Source organism: Lentzea rhizosphaerae (assembly GCF_042649515.1).
Taxonomy (GTDB): Bacteria; Actinomycetota; Actinomycetes; order Mycobacteriales; family Pseudonocardiaceae; genus Lentzea; species Lentzea aerocolonigenes.
Map to the genome: position 1 here is coordinate 57954 of NZ_JBHRZI010000011.1, position 20835 is coordinate 78788.

The 20835-nt window shown below is 67.3% G+C and carries 24 protein-coding genes; 15 read left to right on the forward strand and 9 right to left on the reverse strand.

Features of this window, described 5'->3' with window-relative positions:
- Positions 1–44: 44 nt before the first annotated feature.
- Positions 45–695 carry an L-threonylcarbamoyladenylate synthase gene (locus tag ACFOWZ_RS07670; RefSeq protein WP_382370584.1) on the reverse strand — a complete coding sequence of 217 codons (651 nt, stop codon included), beginning with the start codon at positions 693–695 and terminating at the stop codon, positions 45–47.
- 115 nt (positions 696–810) lie between these two features.
- On the opposite strand from ACFOWZ_RS07670, the gene ACFOWZ_RS07675 reads away from it, so the two are divergent.
- From ACFOWZ_RS07675 to ACFOWZ_RS07725, 11 genes are all read left to right on the forward strand, one after another.
- The gene (locus ACFOWZ_RS07675; RefSeq protein WP_382370586.1) at positions 811–2013 is read left to right on the forward strand and encodes a hypothetical protein; all 1203 of its coding nucleotides are present in this window, start codon (positions 811–813) and stop codon (positions 2011–2013) included.
- Positions 2014–2187: 174 nt separating this feature from the next.
- Positions 2188–2631 carry a hypothetical protein gene (locus ACFOWZ_RS07680; RefSeq protein ID WP_382370588.1) on the forward strand — a complete coding sequence of 148 codons (444 nt, stop codon included), beginning with the start codon at positions 2188–2190 and terminating at the stop codon, positions 2629–2631.
- Complete coding sequence (locus ACFOWZ_RS07685; RefSeq protein ID WP_382370590.1) at positions 2628–3158, forward strand: DUF3558 family protein; 531 nt, start codon at positions 2628–2630, stop codon at positions 3156–3158. The genes ACFOWZ_RS07680 and ACFOWZ_RS07685 overlap by 4 nt, the downstream gene beginning before the upstream one ends.
- Positions 3159–3183: 25 nt before the next feature.
- Entirely contained in the window at positions 3184–4407 is a 1224-nt protein-coding gene (locus ACFOWZ_RS07690; RefSeq protein ID WP_382370592.1) for a WXG100 family type VII secretion target, read from the forward strand.
- The gene (locus ACFOWZ_RS07695; RefSeq protein ID WP_382370594.1) at positions 4404–5156 is read left to right on the forward strand and encodes an ESX secretion-associated protein EspG; all 753 of its coding nucleotides are present in this window, start codon (positions 4404–4406) and stop codon (positions 5154–5156) included. The genes ACFOWZ_RS07690 and ACFOWZ_RS07695 overlap by 4 nt, the downstream gene beginning before the upstream one ends.
- Entirely contained in the window at positions 5153–5278 is a 126-nt protein-coding gene (locus tag ACFOWZ_RS07700) for a hypothetical protein (protein WP_382370596.1), read from the forward strand. The genes ACFOWZ_RS07695 and ACFOWZ_RS07700 overlap by 4 nt, the downstream gene beginning before the upstream one ends.
- Positions 5279–5280: 2 nt before the next feature.
- Positions 5281–5631, forward strand: a complete 351-nt coding sequence (locus ACFOWZ_RS07705; protein WP_382370598.1) for a hypothetical protein — start codon at positions 5281–5283, stop codon at positions 5629–5631.
- A gap of 74 nt (positions 5632–5705) precedes the next feature.
- The gene (locus ACFOWZ_RS07710; protein WP_382370600.1) at positions 5706–5927 is read left to right on the forward strand and encodes a hypothetical protein; all 222 of its coding nucleotides are present in this window, start codon (positions 5706–5708) and stop codon (positions 5925–5927) included.
- Positions 5927–7174: a WXG100 family type VII secretion target gene (locus ACFOWZ_RS07715; protein WP_382370602.1), complete on the forward strand. Its 1248-nt coding sequence runs from the start codon at positions 5927–5929 to the stop codon at positions 7172–7174. The genes ACFOWZ_RS07710 and ACFOWZ_RS07715 overlap by 1 nt, the downstream gene beginning before the upstream one ends.
- A gap of 98 nt (positions 7175–7272) precedes the next feature.
- Positions 7273–7803 (forward strand): hypothetical protein, encoded by a 531-nt coding sequence (locus ACFOWZ_RS07720; protein ID WP_382370604.1) that lies wholly within the window; start codon positions 7273–7275, stop codon positions 7801–7803.
- Positions 7804–7864: 61 nt separating this feature from the next.
- The gene (locus tag ACFOWZ_RS07725; RefSeq protein WP_382370606.1) at positions 7865–8446 is read left to right on the forward strand and encodes a hypothetical protein; all 582 of its coding nucleotides are present in this window, start codon (positions 7865–7867) and stop codon (positions 8444–8446) included.
- A 109-nt stretch (positions 8447–8555) separates the two neighbouring features.
- Here ACFOWZ_RS07725 and ACFOWZ_RS07730 read toward each other — a convergent pair whose 3' ends face one another.
- A complete protein-coding gene (locus ACFOWZ_RS07730; protein ID WP_382370608.1) occupies positions 8556–9512 on the reverse strand; it encodes a TIR domain-containing protein in 957 nt (318 codons plus the stop codon).
- Positions 9509–10132, reverse strand: coding sequence for a hypothetical protein (locus tag ACFOWZ_RS07735; protein WP_382370610.1), 624 nt, complete (start codon positions 10130–10132; stop codon positions 9509–9511). Before ACFOWZ_RS07735 ends, ACFOWZ_RS07730 begins: the two co-directional genes overlap by 4 nt.
- Positions 10133–10167: 35 nt before the next feature.
- Between ACFOWZ_RS07735 and ACFOWZ_RS07740 the strand changes: the two genes are divergently transcribed.
- Genes ACFOWZ_RS07740 through ACFOWZ_RS07750 form a run of 3 tightly spaced genes read left to right on the forward strand, consistent with a single transcriptional unit; the run spans position 10168 to position 12863 of the window.
- A complete protein-coding gene (locus ACFOWZ_RS07740) occupies positions 10168–10812 on the forward strand; it encodes a hypothetical protein (protein ID WP_382370612.1) in 645 nt (214 codons plus the stop codon).
- A gap of 18 nt (positions 10813–10830) precedes the next feature.
- Positions 10831–12543, forward strand: coding sequence for a hypothetical protein (locus ACFOWZ_RS07745; RefSeq protein WP_382370614.1), 1713 nt, complete (start codon positions 10831–10833; stop codon positions 12541–12543).
- Positions 12540–12863 (forward strand): hypothetical protein, encoded by a 324-nt coding sequence (locus ACFOWZ_RS07750; RefSeq protein WP_382370615.1) that lies wholly within the window; start codon positions 12540–12542, stop codon positions 12861–12863. The genes ACFOWZ_RS07745 and ACFOWZ_RS07750 overlap by 4 nt, the downstream gene beginning before the upstream one ends.
- On the opposite strand, the gene prmC is transcribed toward ACFOWZ_RS07750, so the two are convergent.
- The 5 genes from prmC to rpmE all read right to left on the reverse strand — a co-directional run bounded on the left by prmC (position 12860) and on the right by rpmE (position 17739).
- Complete coding sequence (gene prmC, locus ACFOWZ_RS07755; RefSeq protein WP_382372601.1) at positions 12860–13726, reverse strand: peptide chain release factor N(5)-glutamine methyltransferase; 867 nt, start codon at positions 13724–13726, stop codon at positions 12860–12862. The two genes, ACFOWZ_RS07750 and prmC, sit on opposite strands and share 4 nt — an antisense overlap.
- A gap of 19 nt (positions 13727–13745) precedes the next feature.
- The gene (lpdA, locus tag ACFOWZ_RS07760) at positions 13746–15131 is read right to left on the reverse strand and encodes a dihydrolipoyl dehydrogenase (protein ID WP_382370617.1); all 1386 of its coding nucleotides are present in this window, start codon (positions 15129–15131) and stop codon (positions 13746–13748) included.
- An 11-nt stretch (positions 15132–15142) separates the two neighbouring features.
- Positions 15143–16351 carry an acyl-CoA thioester hydrolase/BAAT C-terminal domain-containing protein gene (locus tag ACFOWZ_RS07765; RefSeq protein WP_382370619.1) on the reverse strand — a complete coding sequence of 403 codons (1209 nt, stop codon included), beginning with the start codon at positions 16349–16351 and terminating at the stop codon, positions 15143–15145.
- A gap of 22 nt (positions 16352–16373) precedes the next feature.
- The gene (gene prfA, locus ACFOWZ_RS07770; RefSeq protein WP_382370621.1) at positions 16374–17438 is read right to left on the reverse strand and encodes a peptide chain release factor 1; all 1065 of its coding nucleotides are present in this window, start codon (positions 17436–17438) and stop codon (positions 16374–16376) included.
- Between the two features lie 88 nt (positions 17439–17526).
- Positions 17527–17739, reverse strand: a complete 213-nt coding sequence (gene rpmE, locus ACFOWZ_RS07775) for a 50S ribosomal protein L31 (RefSeq protein ID WP_030472471.1) — start codon at positions 17737–17739, stop codon at positions 17527–17529.
- Between the two features lie 379 nt (positions 17740–18118).
- Between rpmE and ACFOWZ_RS07780 the strand changes: the two genes are divergently transcribed.
- Positions 18119–18382, forward strand: coding sequence for a hypothetical protein (locus ACFOWZ_RS07780; RefSeq protein WP_382370624.1), 264 nt, complete (start codon positions 18119–18121; stop codon positions 18380–18382).
- 182 nt (positions 18383–18564) lie between these two features.
- On the opposite strand, the gene rho is transcribed toward ACFOWZ_RS07780, so the two are convergent.
- Positions 18565–20541 (reverse strand): transcription termination factor Rho, encoded by a 1977-nt coding sequence (gene rho, locus ACFOWZ_RS07785; RefSeq protein ID WP_382370626.1) that lies wholly within the window; start codon positions 20539–20541, stop codon positions 18565–18567.
- Positions 20542–20835: the final 294 nt, after the last annotated feature.

Sequence of the window (20835 nt, forward strand, 5' to 3'; positions counted from 1 at the left end):
CCACGGTACCCCGCGGCGACATGATCAATTCTGGCAGCAGCGCCCTACCGCGCCACTTCGACCTCGATGCCGAGCACCTCGTTGACCTCTTCCCTGCTGACCGCGCCCTCGCGCAGGATCAGCGCGTCCGGCCCGGTGAGATCGACGATGGTCGAGGCGATGTTCTCGCCGCTCAACCCGCCGTCGAGGTACACGGGCACGGAGTCGCCGAGCTGGTCGCGGGCCTCCTGCGCGCTGGCGGCCGGTGCGTACCCGGTCTTGTTCGCGCTGGACACGGCCATCGGACCGACGTCGCGCAGCAGTTCGAGGGCGACCGGGTGCAACGGCATGCGCAACATGACGGTGCCGCGCGTCTGCCCGAGGTCCCACGCCAGGCTGGGCGCGTGCGGCAGGACGATGCTCAGCCCGCCGGGCCAGAAGGCCTCGATGAGCGCCCGCGCCTGCCGGGGCACGCTGAGGACCAGACCGTCGATGGTGGTCCAGGAACCGACGAGCACCGGCACGGGCATGTCGGGCCCGCGCCCCTTGGCCTCGAGAAGACTCCGGACGGCTTCGGCGTCGAACGCGTCGCAGCCGATCCCGTAGACGGTGTCGGTGGGCAGGACGACGAGTCGCCCGCTCCGCACCGCGCCGGCGGCAGCGGCAAGTCCCGCCGCGCGATTGCTGGGTTCGCTGCAGTCGTAGACCGTGCTCACCTCGGTAAGCCTAGCCAGCCGTCCCGATCGGGTGACGCAAGGCCCGTCCGACGACTCTGGGCAACGGCGCTGGGAGGAGCTACCTTTCGGCAACTCGCGCGGATCTGGGGGGATCGTGGACGAACAGCACCTGTGGGCACCTAGACCTCGAACGGCCCCGCGTCCGTCGCGCTGGGGCCAGTTCGTCGGCTTGGCGGCCGGCCTGCTGGCGACGGCGCTGCTCGCCGCCAGCTGCTGGTTCGGCTTCCACGCCGGGCACCAGCGTCCCGACCGCCCGTCGGCAGGTGTGGGAATCCTGAGACAGATGGGCCACGGCCACTCCCTGCCGACGTTCGGCAGCACCGAACTGCACGACGCCTGCGCGGTGATCAAGATCCAGGACCTGAACGGCCTCGGCGTGCCGCTCTCCGAGAACGAGCCCGTCGTCCAGCAACGTGTGGACGGCAGCGTGCTGCCAGAGGCCGCGATCACCCAGAGCCCCGCTGACGCCGCCCACTGCTCCTACCCGCTGGCCAACGGCAACACGCTGACGGTGACCGTTCACCAGACCCCGTTCACCGCCGCGGCCGACCTGGACTTCCTGAAGCAGGCGGGATACCGCGCGGGTGCGACGTTGAAGACTGAGAGCGACCTCTCTCTCGCGCAGTGGCACGACAAGCAGTCGGACGCACAGAGGCTCAACGCCTGGAAACAGGACATCCTGATCGACGTCTCCATCGGCACGAGCAAGCCGTGGCCTGCCAACGGAATGGACGCCCCGACTCTCGCCACGAAACTCGAACCCCTGGTGACGACGGCGATCATCACTGGCCCGATCGGCCACACGGAGCACTTCTACGAAGACCCGTTCAGCAGGCTGCGCGATCCGTGCGAGTCGGCGAACTACGCGGCGTTCGACAGGGCCTTCCCGTCCCACGCGGGCGTGTCGTCGATCGTGCGCGGCACGTACCACCCGACCCGCTCCCAGTCCGACGTCCTGATGTCCTGCCGGCGCAGCAACATCGTGCGAGGCGGAAGCCTGAACGAGGTCGAGCACCGCGAGCTGCTCGTCGAGTTCTCCGTCGCGGACAGCCCGCAGGCCGCTCGAGCCGAGAACGCCAGGTTCTGCTCAGGCTCCGAAGTCGTCGACGCGACACCGTCCGCGGGCCACGCTCGCAGCTGCCTGGTGAAGTCGGGCACCGACTGGGCGCTCTGGTTCCAGCTCGACCAGGTCAACATCCGCGTCAGCACTCCCGGCCTCGGCGGGACCGCGGAGGAGGTCGGTGACCGGGTCGTGCCGGCGGCGCTGGCGATAGTGGAGTTCGGCGTGAACCACTGATTTCCGCCGTTCGGATGTGTGCTCTCGTTCTCACTTAGCGCGTTCATCCTGCACCTGACCAGGGGAAGTTTTGGTCCGAACAGGTTTGAGTAGTTCAACTCATCCCCCAAATGGGCGCACAACTGTAAGGTCATGAGCCGACCACAGAGCGCAATCGGGGAGGGTCGAGCTCCTGTGTCCGAAGACCAACAGGCGTTCTTCAAACGAGGAAGGTCTTTCACGCAGCCGACGTCCTGGCAAGGGGTGCTCGGTGCCGGTGCGGCCGACGTGTCCGCCGCCAGCAAGATCGTGGCGACGGCTGTCGACTCCAAGTCGCTGAAGGTGGACCCGCAGCTGGTCGACAGCATGATCAAGAAGCTGCTGCAGATGGAGGACCTGCTGGCGGACGTCCGGTCCGGCTCGCACCACCTGAGCATCGACACCAAGCTCGGCAGCGGATATGCCGCGGAAATCAGCAAGAACAACACGAAGTTCGGTGAGGCCGCGACCAAGCAGCTGGCGGACATCGAGCGCGAGATCGCGTCGCTCAGGACGCAGCTCGAGAAGAGCCGCGCCAGCTACCAGAACGTGGATCAGGCGCACGCCGACTCGCTCAAGAAACTCGACGGGAAGTCATGAAGCGCATTCTCATCACCGCTGTCGTCGGCCTCGCTGCACTGAGCGCCGGCTGCACCGGCACCTCCGGTGAAGCGAAGCCCGGTCCCACCGACAGCACACCCACCAGTTCCTCCGGCAGCAGCTCCGGCCTGGCCACGGTCAAGTCCTGCGACCTGCTCACCGAGGCTGACGTGACCGGGCTCGGTCTGACGTATCCCGGTGATCAGTCGGACCTGGGCACTGCGGACACCTGTTACTGGAAGATCTCCGGCAACGGTGGCCTGCGGGCAGGCGTTTTCGCCAATTCGGGTGTCAAGGAACTCGATGCGAAGGGCGAACGGCTGTCCGAGATCAAGGTCGGCAAGTTCACCGCAACCAAGGTCGAGGCGCAGAACGGTGACAAGACGGCCTGCGCTGTCCTCATCTCCGTCACCGAAAGCTCGGCGGTCTCGGTCATCTCGACCCTTAGCGCGACCTCCACCGACACTGCCGCGTCCTGCGAGCGCGCCACCAAGGCCGCCGACTTGATCGCAGCGAAGCTGCCGTAACCACGACGCCCGAGGGGGGAAACTCATGGCGCCCGTCAAACCCGCCGTCCAACCGTCGAACGAGAACTACCCAGGCCAGCAGCACGAACACATGCAGCAGCTGGTCACCCAGAACTACGACCCGAACGCCGCCACCACCGTGGCTCTTGCCTGGCAGAAGATCGGCAAGACGTTCAGCCAGCTGGCGGGTGAGTTCAACCAGCTGGTCAACAGTTCTCAGGGCGGCTGGCAGGGTGCCGCCGCCGACGGGGTCCGGCAGGCGCTGACCAAGGTGGGGAAGTTCGCCGACGACACGGGTACCGCGTTCCAGACGACGGCCGTCGCCATCGCCGACCAGCGGGACGCGGCCATCCAGGCGAACAGGACGATGCCGACCCCGGTCGAGTTCAGTCCGTCCAAGATCATGGGCAAGTGGGGCGTTGCCAGCATGATCAGTCCCGTCGCCATGATCGGCGGGCCGATCGAGATGATGTCGAAGCACAACGAGCAGCAGGAGGCCAAGGCCGAAGCTGTTCAGGTCATGCAGACACGTGACAGCACGATGCTGGCCGCGGCGATGTCCATGCCCACCATGGAGACCACGCCGCAGGTCACCCACGACCAGGGCACCACGCAGCCCAGCAGCACCACGCACTCGCAGAGCCTCAGCAGCGTCAACTCGAACCAGCGGTTCAGCAACACCGGCATGCCGTCGACGCCTTCGAACACGGGCAACGGCACGACGAACCCGTCCTGGGTCGCTCCCCAGGTCAAGGACCCCAACCTGCCGGGCAACCCGAACAACCAGAACAACCCGCCCGGCGGCAACCGTCCGCCTTACGGACCTCCCGGCGCGCTGCCCCCAGGCATGCGCCCTCCCGGCGGTGGCACGGGCCAGGGCAGGCCACCCGGTGGCGGCCAAGGCATGCGTCCCGGTGGACCGGGCGGACCCGGAGGCGGTGCGGGCGGTCGCGGCCCAGGCGGTATGGGTGGCATGGCTTCCGGACGCGGCATGGGCAGCTTCGGCCCCGCCACCCCCGGTGGCAGCGCGGGCATCGCGGGTCCCGGCAGCGGGCCAGGCGGTGCAGGTGCGGGCGCTGGTGCGGCGGGTCGTGGAGGTGCCGCGGGCGCGGCCGGTGCGGGTGGCGCCGGTGCCGGCCAGGGCGGTCAGGGTGAAGAGGACAAGGAACACAAGTCGAACTACCTCATCCCGACCGACGAGTTCTTCGACGACGATCGCATGGTCGCGCCGCCGGTGATCGGCGGATGAGGCAGATCGCGCAGCTCTCCCTGCCCGCGTTCGAGGTCCTCTGGGAGGATCTGCGGGCGGGGAGCGTTCCCTACCCCTTCGACGTCAGCCAGCACGGCGAGACGCTGGACGAGCGCGCCCGCGTCAGGTCCGCCGTGCACGCCGACCTCGAACGCAGGGGCCTCGCCCGCCGCGGCAGGCCCGAGCCGGACCTCGAGGACGCGCTGAACCTGTTGGCGCGTCCCGAACTCCGCGTCATCGCCCTGTGCATGCCCGACATGAGGCAGGAGACGCTCGTGCGAGCCAGCGTGGTGGCGCGGGGCCGTTATGCCGTGCTGGTCACGCAGGACGACACCAGCATCACGCTGAACCTGGTGCAGCCCAACGAGATCGCCACCAGGCTCGCCAACGCGATGCCGCCGGGCAGACCGGGACCGGGTAAACCCGTGACCGTGCCCGCCCAGGCGTTCGAAAGCCCTCAACCGCAACAAGAGGGCTTTCGGCAGGCGGTCCGCAGCGCAGAGAACGACGACGTGCGTCTCGCCAAGCAGATGCTGACCGGCCCCGCCACCGGCAACGGCCACTTCCTCGTCCAGCTGGCGCAGGGCCGCACCAGGCGTGACTTCCCACCCGTGACCTGGGTCGACACCAACCAGGGCCGCTACTGCAACGTCGAGACCCGCAAGGGCTGGTTCACCATCAGCCCGGCCGACAACGTGGGCCTGGCACGACACCTCGGGCAGGTGCTGGCGATGACGAGCGAACGATGAACTCGGAACAGATGATCGCGGACCTCGAGTCCAGGGCGCAGCAACTCCAGCAACGCTCCCAGCAGATGCAGGAGCAGATCCAGAACGCCAGCAGCACCTCACCTCCCCCAACGAGGCGGTGACCGTGCGCGTGGCACCGAACGGCGCGTTGCAGCACATCGAGTTCTCGCCGGCCGCCATGCGCCTGACCCACGTCCAGCTGAGCCAGCTCGTCATGCAGACGGTGCAAAAAGCCCAGATCCAGTCCGCCGAACAAGTTGCGTCCATTGTGGAGCCCGAGTTCGGCGGCACCGAGGCGATGGACTTCCTGCGCAGCTTCATCCCGCAACAGGAGGAAGAGGAACCTCCGCCGCCGCAGGACGAAGGCCAGGTCATGCGCGAGGTCTCGTGGAACGGACCGGCGCAGAAGCCCGCGCCACGGCCGCAGCGGCCGGCGGAGGACGATGACGACGGCTTCGGGAGCGTGCTGAGGTGACCGGCTTCAGCGTCAATCCGAGTGAGCTCCACTCGTTCGCAAAGGACCAGTTCCGCCGCCAGCAGGTGTTGGAGATGGCCGCAGACAAGGCTGCCGGAGTGAACCTCGGCGGCGACACGTTCGGCGTGCTGCTGCAGTTCTTCGCCTTCGACGCCGAGGATTCGGCGCACAAGACCGTCGAGGCGATCCGCGAGCTCTCCAAGGCGGTCGGCGAGGCCGCGGAGGACACCAAGACCACTGCCTCGTTCTATGAACTGAACGAGGACGCCAACCGCCAACGGTTCGAGGGCTCCTGATGACCTTCACCTCGTTGAAGGGCGGCAAGGACTGGGCCGACCCCGACAACTTCGCCGGTGCCGGACTCTTCGAATCCCTGCCTCAGACCGTCGACTCGATGGGACGGCTCGGCGAAGGTGACGCGGCTGAGCTGGGGCTCAATGCCGCCGCGCTCGGCCTCGACGCACTCGGTGTGTTCATGGACCCCGTCGGAGCGCTGGCAACGGCAGGGATCGGCTGGCTCATCGAGCACCTCAGCTTCCTGCGTGAACCGCTCGACTGGCTCGCGGGCAACGGCGACAAGATCAAGGCCGCAGTCGCCACGTGGAACCAGGTGTCGCTCGCGATCGCGCAGATCGCGGACGAACAGAACAAGGCCGTGCAGAGCCAGGTCGGGTCGTGGCAGGAGGCGGCGGCTGAACGCTTCCGATCCAGCCAGAACCAGCTCGCTGCCGAGATGACGGCGGTCAGCAAGTCGTGTGCCGCGGTCGGCGAGCAGGTGGCCACGGCAGGCACGATCACTGCCGCGGTACGGGGCATGCTCCGGGACCTCGTCGCCATGTTCATCTACGAGGTCATCCGCAACGCGATCATCGCCCTCGCCTCGTCCTATGTGTCGTTGGGCAGCTCCATCGCGGCGTTCTCCGCCTGGGCGGTCGGGCGTGGCGCGGCAGTGCTCGGCAAGATCACTCAGCAGATCGCCAAGCTGGTGAAGGTCATCACGAGGATCGCCGGCAGGCTCAAGACCCTCTTCGCGAAGCTGGGCGATGTGCTCTCGCGGCTTGCACGTTTCGGCAGGGGTGGACGAGAAGTCGACGTCCCGAGTGCTCCGCACGCACCAGCCACCCCGAAGGCAGACGCGCTCGGTGACGCGGGAAGACGGCTGGAGGACTGGGGAAACTCAAGGCCGACCGCAGGCGAGGGGTTCGACAAGCTCAAGCAGGGCGGACGCGAGTTCAAGGACGGTTACGCGGACGCGGGCAACACCTGGAAGGACAAGTACGAAGAACCGTACAGCCGGAGGGTTCCGTCCAAGCCCTGGCAGCAGGACGCCGTCGACGCGTACACGCCGTTCAAGCCGGTCACCAAGGCCGACGGGTCAGTGACACCGCACTCGGTACCCAATGTGATGGACGGTGGCTACCAGATCAAATTGGGCGCGGATGTCATCCGCGAAACCACCAAGCAGGACGAGTTGCAGGAGCAAGGCATCCCGGACGAGCAGAAGAAGGCGTTCAAGCGGCAACAGGGGCACCTCGACCTGTGACTTCATCGGATGATCAGCCACGTCGCGCCCGCAGGATCCTTTGGGCGGCGGTCTTGACGGCGGCAGTCGGCTGTGCGATCGCAGCGCCGCTCCTGACGATGAAGGGTGATCTGAGGTCGCTTCTCGCCATTGCCGTCGCCCTGGCCGCTGGAGCCACCGCGTGGTTCGCGACGTCACGCCTGCGTCCCTGGAGCAAGACCTCCGCGTGGGCACTGCTCGCTGTCGTTGCGATCGCGTTCGTGTCCTCACTGGGCATGAAGTCACTGTGGCTCTCGGGTTATGGAGAGCCTGCAGATGGCTGCGTGGTTGTCGGACGCTCCGAGCACACTTCTCGCCGCGCGCCGAGCTACTACAGCAACGAACTGAACTGCGGCTCACTGCAGCTCAGCTACCGCCCGAGCCCTGGTTACACGAGCAAGCCTGTCGGTGAGCGGATCGACCTCGTCATCGACCGCACGGGATTCGCCGGCTATGCCGAACCCGGCACGATCAAGCCACTGACCAGCGCATTCGTCGGCGTCGCAGGCCTGGCAGGACTGGGATTCGCAGCCCTGGTGCTCTGGTGGCCCGCGAAGAAGCCGAAGAAACGGCCGGACAGGCCCGACCTGCGGCGTGACTTCCTCCAGTGACCGACGAAGATCAAGAAGGTCGGAGCGACGACTTCCCTCGATGGCACGGATCTTTGGACGAATGACCGGAACCAGACCGCCCTTCCAACCGAAGAAGCTGCTTTGGTCGAGCCTCTTCGCTGTCGCGATCGTGGCGGCAGGCTTTCTCATCATGGCGGTCGGCAAGGCGTTCATCGCTGTGGCGTTCGCGACCACGATCGTCTGGGTCTTCTACGTCATCGCCCTGGGCAACTATCGACCGAAGCCGTCGAAGTGGGCCGGGATCACAGCGATGGTGGTCGGCTTCGCCACCTTCTTCGCGGCGCACGTCGGCAGCCACTCCGTGTGGCTCTCGGTGTTCGGCGAGACGGTGCACTGCAAGGTCATCAGCGTCGACACAGTTCCCAGCCGAACCAGTCCCTCCAAGTACCACAGCAAGTTGCAATGTGGCGACCAGCAGCGCGTGCACATCGCGGACTCGTACAAGTCAGCCCCACAGCCGGGCACCGAGATGGACGTCGTCGTCGACAGGACCGGTGTCGTCCCCGACCTCGAACCGCGCGAGGTCGGCCTGGGGCACAACCTGCTGCTCCTGCTGGCGCTGCTGATGAACGGCGTGTTCATCTTCCTCGTCGCCTGGCTCCCGGTCCGCGAGCCCGAATAGGCGCACACGCGGTCACGCGCGAGGCGGCGGTTCCTCCAGCGCGTGACCGCGTGCCCTCCCCGACCAGAGAACATACGACTGTTTGGCCCGAATGGGTCCAAACGTCTTCTTATTGGCCAGGAATTGTCAACTCCTCCCACGACTCCACGAGCCGCAGCCCGCTCCGCAGCGCGGTGAGCCCCTCCCTGAACGGCACCATCGCCCGCCTCATCGACACGTCGGCCGCCTCCATCCGGCGAGTGCTCACCAGCAGCGCCTCGACGCCCTCCACGAAGCCGTCGTCCAGCTCCACGAACGGGCCCGGCGCGTTGCCCGCCGCCCGGATCAGCCGATCCACCTCGAAGGCCCGCCGCTCGAACCGCCGCCCGGCGTCCCGCAGCCGCGCCGCACCCGGCAGGTATCGGCGGGCGTCAGCGCCCACTTCGACGAGTGCCGTGAACTCGGTCGTCACCGACGCCGTCGCATCGGACACGTCGGCGATGTCTTGGCAGAACCTCGCCCGCTCAGCGGACACGTCCACGTCGGCGGCCGGCGGTGCGGAGACCAGCGAGCGCTCGGCCTCCTCCACCCGATCGACCAGTTCGCCCGCCAACGCCAGCACGGTGCGCCGCCACGCGGGTGACGAAGCGCCCTCGAGCCACGCCTCCCTCAGCACCCGGTGCTGGCGTTCCACGATGATCTGCACTGCCAGGTCCGGGTTGTCCTCGGTCAGGTGGTTGTCACCGAGCAGCACGACGGGCAGCAGCAGTGAGCGCGCGTCGTCGACGACAGCCTGGTTGTAGAAGATGAAGAGTTCCTCGCGGCAGTACGGGCGATCGAAGTAGCGGCGGGTCACCACCGGGATGAAGACGGTGGCGCTGCGGACTGCCGACCTGATGACCGGCTGCGCGAGGTCGCCCCAGCCGATCGAGGTGCGGTCCAGGAAGATCTCCAGCTCGCGACCTCGGTCGGCGTAGGCGTACTGACGCAAGGACTGGATGAACGGGTCGACGAAGTCCATCACGACGTCGTCCTTGCGCGCGTAACTCAGGAAACAACGGATCGGCGGCGCGTCCGAGGAGGTCATTTACCCACCCTCGACAGCAGTGGGGTGACCTCGTCGGACAACCACTCCCAACGCTGTTTGCGTTGACGGACAACGAATGCGTAGAGCAAGGCCGCGCCCAGCACCCCACCGGCAGCCAGCACGAGCACGGACGAGTTGGCGCCGCCAAGCACGACGAGCAGTCCACTGAGGCCGATCAGCAGGACGAGCGCGGGCATCCCGCGGTAGCCCCACGTCCACTCGCGGCTCGCCTCGACCTCGCGACGCAGGTCCGCGGCGAACGTCGCGAGCTCGCCCGTCACTCCCAGTTCGAGCATGCGGGTGGCGATGCGGTCACACCCGTCCACCTGAGCCCGTTCGACCATCACCAACTCGCCCTCGTGGGTCACGGCGCGCAACGAGACCGACCGGAGGGCGAGCGCCACGGCCAGGTGAGCCGCAGCGCCCGGCAGGCCGGCCAGTTCCTCGATGTGCTCGTCGGAGACGCCGGTCACCGAAATGACAGCCAGCAGTTCGTGAGGGCGACCACGCGGGTCGTCGGACCTGAGCACGCGCTCAATCTCTCCAGCAAGCAGTTCTTGACACTCATTCGGCGCATTGACATTCACCAGATCACCCGAACTTCGCCAGGAATCGGCCATCGAAAGCTATTGTGCCAGAACGCGGAGGATGCCCCATGGAAAAGCTCAGCTCACGTTCGCTCGCACTTGCTCTCGCGTCGGCATACTTGGTTGTTTCGACACTGACAGGTATCGCGCTGATGACGGAACGGAAACCCGAGCCGCACGCACTGGACGCGACGACCTACGACTACACCGCCACGACCACCAGGACGACGACCACGACCACAAGGCCTGCACGGAGAACCACGACGACCACCGCCGATACGAGCTACGACCTGGTGAGCGGCGCATATGAGCTGGTCACAGCCGTGCCCAAGGGATGGGCGGTCCGGCAGGGCGACGTGTCGACAGTGTCGGTCGCACGCAGCGACACCATGCCCGGTTACGAGGTGCGCCTCGGCGGCGCACCGCCGGAAGACCCCGCGAAAACCCTGTTCGAACGCATCTCCACGGCTCACCAGGCGAAGCTGGGCAAGAACTCCTACTCGATGGAAACGTTGCGCGACACGCGGTTCCACGGTTATCCCGCCGCAGAGTGGAGCTACACCACGACATCGAACGGAGTGGCTCAGTTCTGCACCGGAGCCTGGTGGGAGGCAGGCGGTATCGAATATGTCCTGTTCGTTGTCTCACCGCTGTCCGGACGAGCAACGGCAGAAAAGTTGCTCAATTTGATGACAACCCACGCGAAACCATGACAGAAAGTGGACACAACAATGTCATCTCCGGCGACGACAGCGAACACCGGTTCACCGAAGTTGCGCGACGACACGACCCGCTTCCTCTGTGGGGCCGCGCACCGCGACGAGCACTTCGCGGACGCGGCCATTCGCGAGTACCTGGTGGAGAAGACACGGTTGATTCCGCGCTCACCCGGCGTCAACACGGGCGCGGTGCTGCGCGAGGCCGTGGCCGGGCGCATGCGGCGCAAGATGCGCGACAGCGCACTGCTGGTGCTGACGCTCGTGCTGCTGCTCACCGCGACCGCGACCGCACTCATGCCCTGGCTGATCGTCGCCGTGCCGCTGGCGTTCGCCTCCGCCGGCTTCACCATCCGGCCACTGGTGCGGCAGCTGTCGACGCCCACCGGGCGGGGGCCCCTCATCGTCGGCGCCATCGGCGGTTCGATCGCGCTGGGCATCGTGTTGCTCAAGGCGGGATCGTCCTTCGAACGCGACTACTACAACGGGTACGGAACGCGGTACAGCAGCTCCAGCGACGCCGAGACCGTCATCGCGATCATCACCCTCGCTCTCATCTTCGGCGTGTTGCTGGCCGACCGCGTGGTCGTGTGGCTCCTGCTCACCAAGAGCTTCCGCCGCAACAGGTTCCGCACCAGGCCGGGTCAGGAGCTGTGGCAGAACGAGTGGAAGGTGCGGCAGCTCGGGCACGGAATCTACGCCAACGCGCTGCAGCGCTACCCGGACGAGGAGGACGAGCACACTCCTGATGACCCCGGTCAGGCACAGGTCGTCGTCTACCGCGGCTACGAGCCGTTCGTGGGCTCGGGCACGATGTTCGAACCCTGGTCGATGGCGCTGCCGCTGAAGCCCGCCGAGAACGAGGAAGCCAAGCCCAGACTGGGGTTCACGCTGACAGAGCTCTACGACCACGTCACGAACGACCTGGTGACGACGGGCAGGTCGCCATCGCTGTCGCCAGGCCACCGGTTGCGCGACCTCACCTTCGGCGACCGCGTCGTCGCGTCCGCGGTCGAGCTGATCGACCACCTCGGCGACCCGGAGACGCAGATCATCCTGCCGGACAAGGACAAGGCTCCGGTGCGGGTGGTCGACGGGTCCGTTGTGGATGATCTCGTCAACAAGCCCAAGGAGTGGATGCGCTACTTCCGTTCCTTCCAGGTCGAGACGTGGGACCGCGACGTGGTGGTGTCGGCGTACCTCACGCTCGGCCTCGACGACGAGATGCTCTACGTCGAGTGGACGCCGTGCGTGCTGACCCCGATCGAGGCGAAGTACCGCGAGATCGACAAGTGGTCGCCGTACTCGCTCCGACCGCTCGGCGAGGCGCTCGTGGATATGCTCAGGTTTCCGGCGACCCTGCCGAAGCGGTTCTCGAACGCGGTCATGTGGATGTCGCCGATCGACCAGCCGCCCGGCACGTTCGTGTCGGACAAGTACGGCGCGCGCGTCAGCATCCGCGAGCTCGCCTCCGAACAGTCGGTCGACAACTACTTCCAGCTCACGGACGTCGAGCGCTACATCAAGGTGCTGGAGGCACGGTTGTTGCGCACGATCGGCGAGTTCCTGCAGAGCAAGGGAATCTCGGTCACCGAGTTCATGGAACAGGCCATGCAGATCACGAACAACAACGTGCACATCACCGGCCCCGTGATCGCGAGCAACATCGCCACGACGGGCCGGGCGCGCACGGGCAATGTCAGCACGGGCAAAGGCCGGAAGCGATGAATGAACGAAACTTCGAGATCCACGGGCCGGTGGTCGGCAGCAACATCGGCACCAGCGGACGAGCCAGGGCCGGAGACGTCCACATCGGACACATCAAGGACGTCAGCGCCGTGCTGAGGCTGCTCGACGAGCTCCGCGAGGACCTCAACGACGCCAAGGCGCCCACGTCCACCATCGAGGCGGTCGACGACCTGCGGGTCGAGGCGCGCAAACCCAAGCCCAGCAAGGACGTCACGGCGCACCTGATGGACAAGCTGGCCGACCGCGGTCTTGGCGAACAGATGAAGGACCTGGCGAAGGCCTTCGACGCGCTCTTCTAGGAGACCTTGCGGGCGGTCGCGAACCGCGGCCGCCCCGCCAGATCGGTGTGGCCGGCGACGTCCGTGAGCACCCGGCGCGCGGCCAGCAACGCCGGCACGGACTCGCCCTGGGTGTCGTCGTGCTCTATCCCGACGGCCCCACCCGGCTTGAGCCACCGCGCGGCCGCCGACACGACGTGCCGGATCACGTCCAGGCCGTCCGCGCCGGAGAACACCGCGTGGTGCGGGTCGTGCACGCCCACCTCGGGCTGCACGGGAGTTCCCTCTGGCACGTAGGGCGGGTTGCACACCACGAGGTCGACCAGACCGTCCAGATCGGACAGCAGCGACGGGTCCGTGGCGTCGCCGGAGTGCAACCGGATCGGCGTGTCCCCCGTCGCCGCACGCGCGTCCGCGTTGCGACGCGTCCACGCAAGCGCTTGCGGGTCGATCTCCACCGCGTGCACCACGGCGTCCGGGCGGGCGTGAGCGATCGACAACGCCAGCGCGCCCGTCCCCGTGCACAGATCCACGACGACAGGCGAGGAAACGCCGACCAGCGCCTTCAGGCCCCACTCCATCAGCAGCTCGGTCTCCGGCCGCGGCACGAACACACCCGGCCCGACCTCGACCGAGATGGCGCCCATCGGCGCCCAGCCGAGGATGTGCTGCAACGGAATCCGCGAGGCCCGCGCACGAACGAGCTTGTGCAGCTGGTCGATCACCGGCGGATCGACCAGCGGGATGAGCGGCAGCCGCCCACGTTCCACGCCGAGCACGTGCGCGGCCAGGTACTCCGCGTCGACGCGCGGGCTGTCCACGCCGGCCTCGGCGAGGATCTTGGCCGCCTCGGAGATCGCGAGGCGGAGCGGCTGCCGGTTCATCATCGAAGAGAAAGCTATCTCAGAAGTTGATCATGTGCCCGGCCAGGCCGTGCACCGCTTCCTTGACGGCCTCGGACAGCGTCGGGTGCGCGTGCACGTTGCGCGCGACCTCGTGCACCGTGAGGTCCCACTGCTGGGCCAGCGTGAGCTCGGGCAGCAGCTCGGTCGCCTCGGGGCCGATGATGTGGCCGCCGAGCAGCTCGCCGTGCTTGCCGTCGCTGATCAGCTTCACGAAGCCGCCGGCGTCGGCGAGGCCGTGCGCCTTGCCGTTCGCGGTGAACGGGAACTTCGCGACCTGGACGTCGAAGCCCTTCTCGCGGGCCTGCTCCTCGGTGTAGCCGAAGGAGGCGATCTGCGGCTGGCAGAACGTGGCCCGCGGGATCATGACGTAGTCGAGCTCCATGGTCTCGGCGCCCGCGATGGTCTCCGCGGCGATGATGCCCATGGACTCGGCGGTGTGCGCGAGCATCAGCTTCGCGGTGACGTCACCGATGGCGAAGATGTGCGGCACGGAGGTGCGGCCGCGGCCGTCGATGTCGATCGCGCCGCGGTCGGTCAGCTTCACGCCGGTGTTCTCGAGGCCGTAGCCCTCGACGCGGGGCACGAAACCGATGGCCTGCATGACCTTGTCGGCTTCCAGGACCTCCTGGGCACCGTTCTTCGACACCGTGACGCGGACCTTCTGGCCCGACTCGTCGATCGACTCGACACGGGTGCCGACGCGCACGTCGACGCCCATCTTCTTGTAGCGCTTGAGGAGCTCGGCGGACACCTCGGCGTCCTCGAGCGGCACCATCCGGTCGAGGAACTCGACGATGGTGACCTTCACGCCGTAGTTGTGCATCACGTAGGCGAACTCGACGCCGATCGCGCCCGCGCCGGCGATGATGATCGACTCGGGCAGGTCCTCGGTCATGATCTGCTCTTCGTAGGTCACGACGCGGTCGGACTTCTGCGTGTTCGGCAGCATCCGGGTCGTGGCGCCCACGGCGAGGATCGCGTGGCCGAAGGTGATCGTCTCGTCCCCGACGGTCAGCGTGTGGTCGTCGGTGAAGTTGGCCCACCCGTTGTACTCGGTGATGCCGTTCTTCTTCATCAGGAAGTGCACGCCCTTGACGCGGCCGTCCGCGACCTTGCGGCTGCGCTGCCACGCGGCGCTGTAGTCGAAGCTGACGGTGCCGTCGACCTTGATGCCGAACGTCTTCTGCTCGTGCGTGAAGATGTGCGCGAGCTCGGCGTTGCGCAGGAGAGCCTTCGACGGGATGCAGCCCACGTTCAGGCAGACACCGCCCCAGTACTTCTCCTCCACGATGGCGGTCTTCAGCCCCAGCTGAGCCGCCCGGATCGCGGCGACGTACCCGCCGGGACCCGCACCCACGACGACGACATCAAAGTGTGCGCTCATAAGCACACACCCTAGGTCCCGAGCTGCTCCTGCAAGAACTCAACCGTCCGTTTCCAAGCGTCCACACGCGCGTGCGCTGTGGTCTGCGGAACACCACCACCCGAGAAGGTGACACCGGGCCCCGGATAGGTCACGTCGGTCGCCGGACGGTGCGGCGGGCCCGCTATCAGGTGTCCTGCCTCGGGATACACGACGTGCTCGTACGGGAACGGGTGGTCGTGGTCCTTCAGCCGCCGCATCGCGACCTCGCTCAGCTCGACGCAGGGCCACCCGTCGTCGTGTCCGGACGAGATGAGCAACACACCGCCGACGATGTTCTCGACGCGGATCTCGGTGTCCTCGGGGATGCCGTCGCTCGTGTCGAACGCGAGCCGCAACGGCACCGGTTCGTCGTTCACGATCTTCGCCCGCAGCTCGTCGCTCACGTAGTAGGGCAGGTACGGCAGCGGCTCGCCCTTCCACGTCCAGGACGCCGCCTCGTACGAGAGCTTCTGCAGCAGGTTCGCACCCGGCCCGATGCCCTGGGTCACCACGCCGCTGCCCACCACACTGACCACAGCCCTGACCTGAGGGAACGTCGCTCCGGCGAGCAACGCCAGCTCACCACCGCGCGAACCGCCGACCACGCCGATCTCGCCGCAACGCTCGGACAGGTACTCGATCGCGGTGCCGAAGTACTCGAGCGGGACGTCCACGAGGTGCTCCGGCAGGCCCTTCATTCCGAAGTAGCCGAGCGCGAGCGTGACGAACCCGTGCGCGGCCAGCAGAGCCGCGTCAGTCTCGTGGATGCCGCCTTCCGACCCGCCGAGCACGATCACGCCCGGCAGGACGCCTCCGTCGTCCTCAGGGGCGAACAGCGTGCCGACCAGCCCGTTCTCCCGGACCTCCAGCCGCTCGACGCCCTCAGGCACGGTGAGCCGTTCGAGGACGCGGTCACCGACGCCCTCCACCGACAGGCACATCGGCGCCTGCTTGCCACCCGTGCGTTCCAGCGACCAGAACAGCCCCATCGGATCAACACCGTGGTAGCTGCCCTCGACGGGAGCGTGCCTGGTCAGATCGACGACACCGCGATCGTCAGCGGTGAAGACGGCGTGGGAGGCCCGGTCGCCCGTGGAGAGCTGGACCGAGATCGCCTGACCGGGTTTGAGGCCGACGACGACAACGTCGACCGCTTGGTCGAGAGGCGCGGACTGCGGATTCACCAGGATCTCGGCCACAACGCGCCCCTCTCACGTCGGATTACCCGCCTGCGAGCCGTTCTGCCCGGTCGGCGGCGGCCAGCGCGTCCACCACCGCGTCCAGGTCACCGTCGAGCACCTGGTCCAGGTTATGCGCTTTGTACCCAACCCGGTGATCAGAAATTCGCGATTCGGGGAAGTTGTAGGTCCGCACCCGCTCACTGCGGTCGACGGTGCGGATCTGGGTGCGCCGGGCGTCCGACGCCTCCTGCGCCTTCTGCTCCTCGGCGAGCGCGGCAAGGCGGCTCTGCAGCACCTGCATGGCGCGGGCCTTGTTCTGCAGCTGGCTGCGCTCGTTCTGACACGACACGACGATGCCGGTCGGCAGGTGCGTGATGCGCACCGCGGAGTCGGTGGTGTTGACCGACTGACCGCCCTTGCCCGACGACCGGTAGACGTCGATGCGCAGGTCCTTCTCGTCGATCTCGACCTCCGCGACCTCCTCGGTCTCGGGAAAGACGAGCACGCCGGCGGCAGACGTGTGGATGCGCCCCTGCGACTCCGTGACGGGCACGCGCTGCACCCGGTGCACGCCGCCCTCCCACTTCAGCCGGCTCCACACCCCGTCAGGCGTTGCGCTCTTGGCCTTGATGGCGACCGTGACGTCCTTGAACCCGCCGAGGTCGGAGTCGGTCCCGTCGAGCATCTCGACCTTCCAGCCCTGACGCTCGGCGTACCGCGTGTACATGCGCAGCAGGTCTCCGGCGAACAGCGCGGACTCCTCGCCCCCTTCACCGGACTTGATCTCCAGCAGCACGTCGTCCCCGTCGTGCGGGTCACGCGGCAGCAGGAGCTCGGTGAGCTTCTCCTCCAACTTGGGAAGCTGTTCCTCCAGCTGCTTCGCCTCGTCGGCGAACGCCGAGTCCTCGCCGGCCAGCTCCTTGGCGGCCTCGAGGTCGCTGCGGGTCTGCTCGATCTCCCGGGCGGTCTTCACGATCGGCCCGAGCTGGGCGTACCGCTTGCCCAACTTCCGCGCGCCTGCCTGGTCAGCGTGCACGCTGGGATCGGCGAGCTTCTTCTCGAGCTCGTCGTACTCGGCGAGCAGGCTGTCCAGCGACTGCGACACGTTCGTTGACTCCCTGGTTGAAGGTCGTGCAGACGGCAACGGCGCCTGACCCCAGCAGTTCTGCCGAGGTCAGGCGCCGTGAACGCAGCTACTTGTTGCGCTTGCCGTAACGCGCCTCGAAGCGCGCGACGCGGCCACCGGTGTCCAGGATCTTCTGCTTGCCCGTGTAGAACGGGTGGCAGTTCGAGCAGACCTCGACGTGCACGGAGCCGGAGGTCTTGGTGCTCCGGGTGGTGAAGGTGTTGCCGCAACCGCAGGTGACCTCGGTGGTCACGTACTCCGGGTGGATTCCAGTCTTCAAGATCTTGTCCCTTTCAGAGGATGGCCGCCGGGTCCCTGTTTGTGAGCGGGTGAACCGGAGCCGGACTCGACCGTTTAGTTTGCCAGACCCTTCAACACGTGCAAAAACGCGGTTGTTCCCAGGCCACCCACACGGCCTTGAGGGTGGCTGATATCACAACCGCTTAACCTCCCCGATACGCCGTTCGGCGCAAGGTGAGCCCGTTCGGCCACATACGGCTCCATGTTGTTGATGGCCGTCCATCAGACTGTGCACCGTGTTCTGCGCCGCCGAACGGCCAATGCACCAGCGCCTCTGGCTAGCCGTGCCGTTCCTGTTCTCCGCCGCAGTGTTCGGCCTGATGGGTTCAGCAGGTCTGATCACGGCATCCTGGACCACCGTGCCTCTGTCACCGGTGGTGTCAGGCGCGGGCGTAGCAGTGGCCGCAGCCGTCTCAGGCGGCGTCCGGTGGAGGCGCCCGTGGCAACGAACCTGGCTGCGCTGGCCGTACCTGGCCGCAGTGCTGGCGTTCGGAGTGCTGGTGGGAGCAGTGGAGGTCCCAGCCCTGGCCACGGCGGTGGTGGGCCTGCCGGTGCTGCTGGGTCTGGTGTTCCAGTGCCTGATGCAGAGCGAAGAGGGCAGATCGGCCTCAGGCTGCCGCTGACCCCGCTCCCCACCCAGCCCTCTCCGCTCCCCCGGACGGCACGCGGGGACCCCGCGTGTGCTCACAGCGAACGAAAGCTCCCCGCGTGCACTCGAACAGCCTCGGCATTCGGGTGACGAGATGCGGAAAGACCCCCGGTGACCTGCACCGGGGGTCTTTTCACGTGAAACTCACGCGGGCGATCAGTCCTGCTCGGCGCCCGGCGTCGTCTTCGCCACCTGCATCAAGAACTCGATGTTGGTACGAGACTTCCGCAGCCGATCCAACAGCAGATCGATCGCCTGCTGCCCGTCCAACGCGTGCAGCACCCGACGCAGCTTGTGCGTGACCGCCATCTCATCCGGCGACAGCAGCAGCTCTTCCTTGCGCGTACCGGAAGAGTCCACGTCCACAGCCGGGAACGTCCGCTTGTCCGCGATCTTCCGGTCGAGCTTCAGCTCGGCGTTGCCCGTGCCCTTGAACTCCTCGAAGATCACCGAGTCACCGGCAGAACCGGTCTCCACCAGCGCGGTGGCGATGACGGTCAACGACCCGCCACCCTCGATGTTCCGAGCAGCGCCGAGGAACCGCTTCGGCGGGTACAGCGCGGTGGAGTCGACACCACCGGACAGGATGCGGCCGGAAGCCGGCGCCGCCAGGTTGTACGCACGGCCCAGACGCGTGATCGAGTCCAGCAGCACGACCACGTCGTGGCCCATCTCGACCAGGCGCTTCGCCCGCTCGATCGCGAGCTCGGAGATGGTCGTGTGGTCCGACGGCGGGCGGTCGAAGGTCGAGGCGATGACCTCGCCCTTCACCGAGCGCTGCATGTCGGTGACCTCTTCAGGACGCTCGTCCACGAGCACGACCATCAGGTGGCACTCGGGGTTGTTCTTCGTGATCGCGTTGGCGATCGACTGCAGAACCGAGGTCTTGCCGGCCTTCGGCGGCGACACGATCAGGGCGCGCTGGCCCTTGCCGATCGGCATCACCAGGTCGATGACGCGGGTGGTGAGGATGTGCGGCTCGGTCTCCAGGCGCAGGCGCTCGTTCGGGTAGAGCGGCGTCAGCTTGGTGAAGTCCGGGCGGTTGCGCGCCTCTTCCGGGTCCAGGCCGTTGATCTTGTCGACGCGGACCAGCGGGTTGAACTTCTGGCGCTGCTGCTCGCCCTCGCGCGGCTGGCGGACGGCGCCGGTGATGGCGTCACCGCGGCGCAGGCCGTACTTGCGGACCAGCGACAGCGAGACGTAGACGTCGTTCGAGCCGGCCAGGTAGCCCGACGTGCGGACGAACGCGTAGTTCTCCAGCACGTCCAGGATGCCCGCGACGGGGAGCAGGACGTCGTCGTCGCGCACCTCGGTCTCGCGGTCGCCACGCTCGCCGCCCTCGCCGCGACCACCGCGGCGGCGACGGTCGCGGAAGCGGCCACGACGGCCATCGCCGTCGTCGTCGCCCTGCGGGCCTCCACCCTGGCGGTCGTTGCGGTCGCCGCGGTCACCACGGTCGCGGTTGCGGTCACGGCCGCCCCGCTCACCACGGTCGCCGCGCTCACCACGGTCGCCACGCTCGTTGCGGTCGCCACGCTCGGAACGGTCGGAACGCTCTCCGCGGTCCTGACGCTCGGCGCGGTCGCCACGGTCCTGACGCTCGGCACGCTCGCCGCGGTCGGGACGCTCGGCGCGCTGCTCCTGCTGCTGGCCGTCGCCCGCCTCGGCGTTGCCACCGCCACGGCCGGAACGGCGGCGGCGGTTGCCCCGGCGCCCACCGTCCTCCGCAGAGGAGCCGGACTCGGCGACGGCAGGCTTCTCCGTCACCTCGAGCTGCTGCTGAACAGGCTTTTCGGCGGCCTTTTCGACGATCTTCTCGACCACCTTGGCGGCCGGCTTCTCGGCGGGAGCCTCGGCCTTCGCAGCAGCCTTCGCGGGCTTCTCGGCTTTCGCCGGGGCGCCTGCGCCCTGCTTCTCCTTGATGGCCGCGATCAGGTCGCCCTTGCGCAGACCTGCGGTTCCGGTGATGCCCATTTGGCCGGCGAGCTCACGCAACTCCGCGAGCACCATGCCGGACAGACCCGCGCGGCGGCGCGGCGTCGTGCCGTTCGAAGGGGTGGACAGAGCGGTCTCCTCGGCTCCAGAACCAGAAGCAGCTGCGACTTCACTGCTCAGCAAATCGGTGTTGCTCACACATGTCCTTCCTGACCAGGCCCCGCCTCCTACGCGGCCCAGCGGACCCGTCTTCCCGCTTCAACTGGGGAACGACGGTCAGTCCGATGCAGACGGAAGCACACACCGCTTCCGGCAAGCACGGGACTTTTCTCAGGTCACACGGCGATCGGGTGCCTCTTTTGCGTCCGCCCCGCCCGCACGGCACAGAGCCGGAACACAAAAGGATTGCGACCCGGAACGAGTGTCCGGGCGCGACACCGGCGCCCGTGCGCGCGGTGACTGATCGCCCCCGAGGGTAGACGCCGGTTCCCC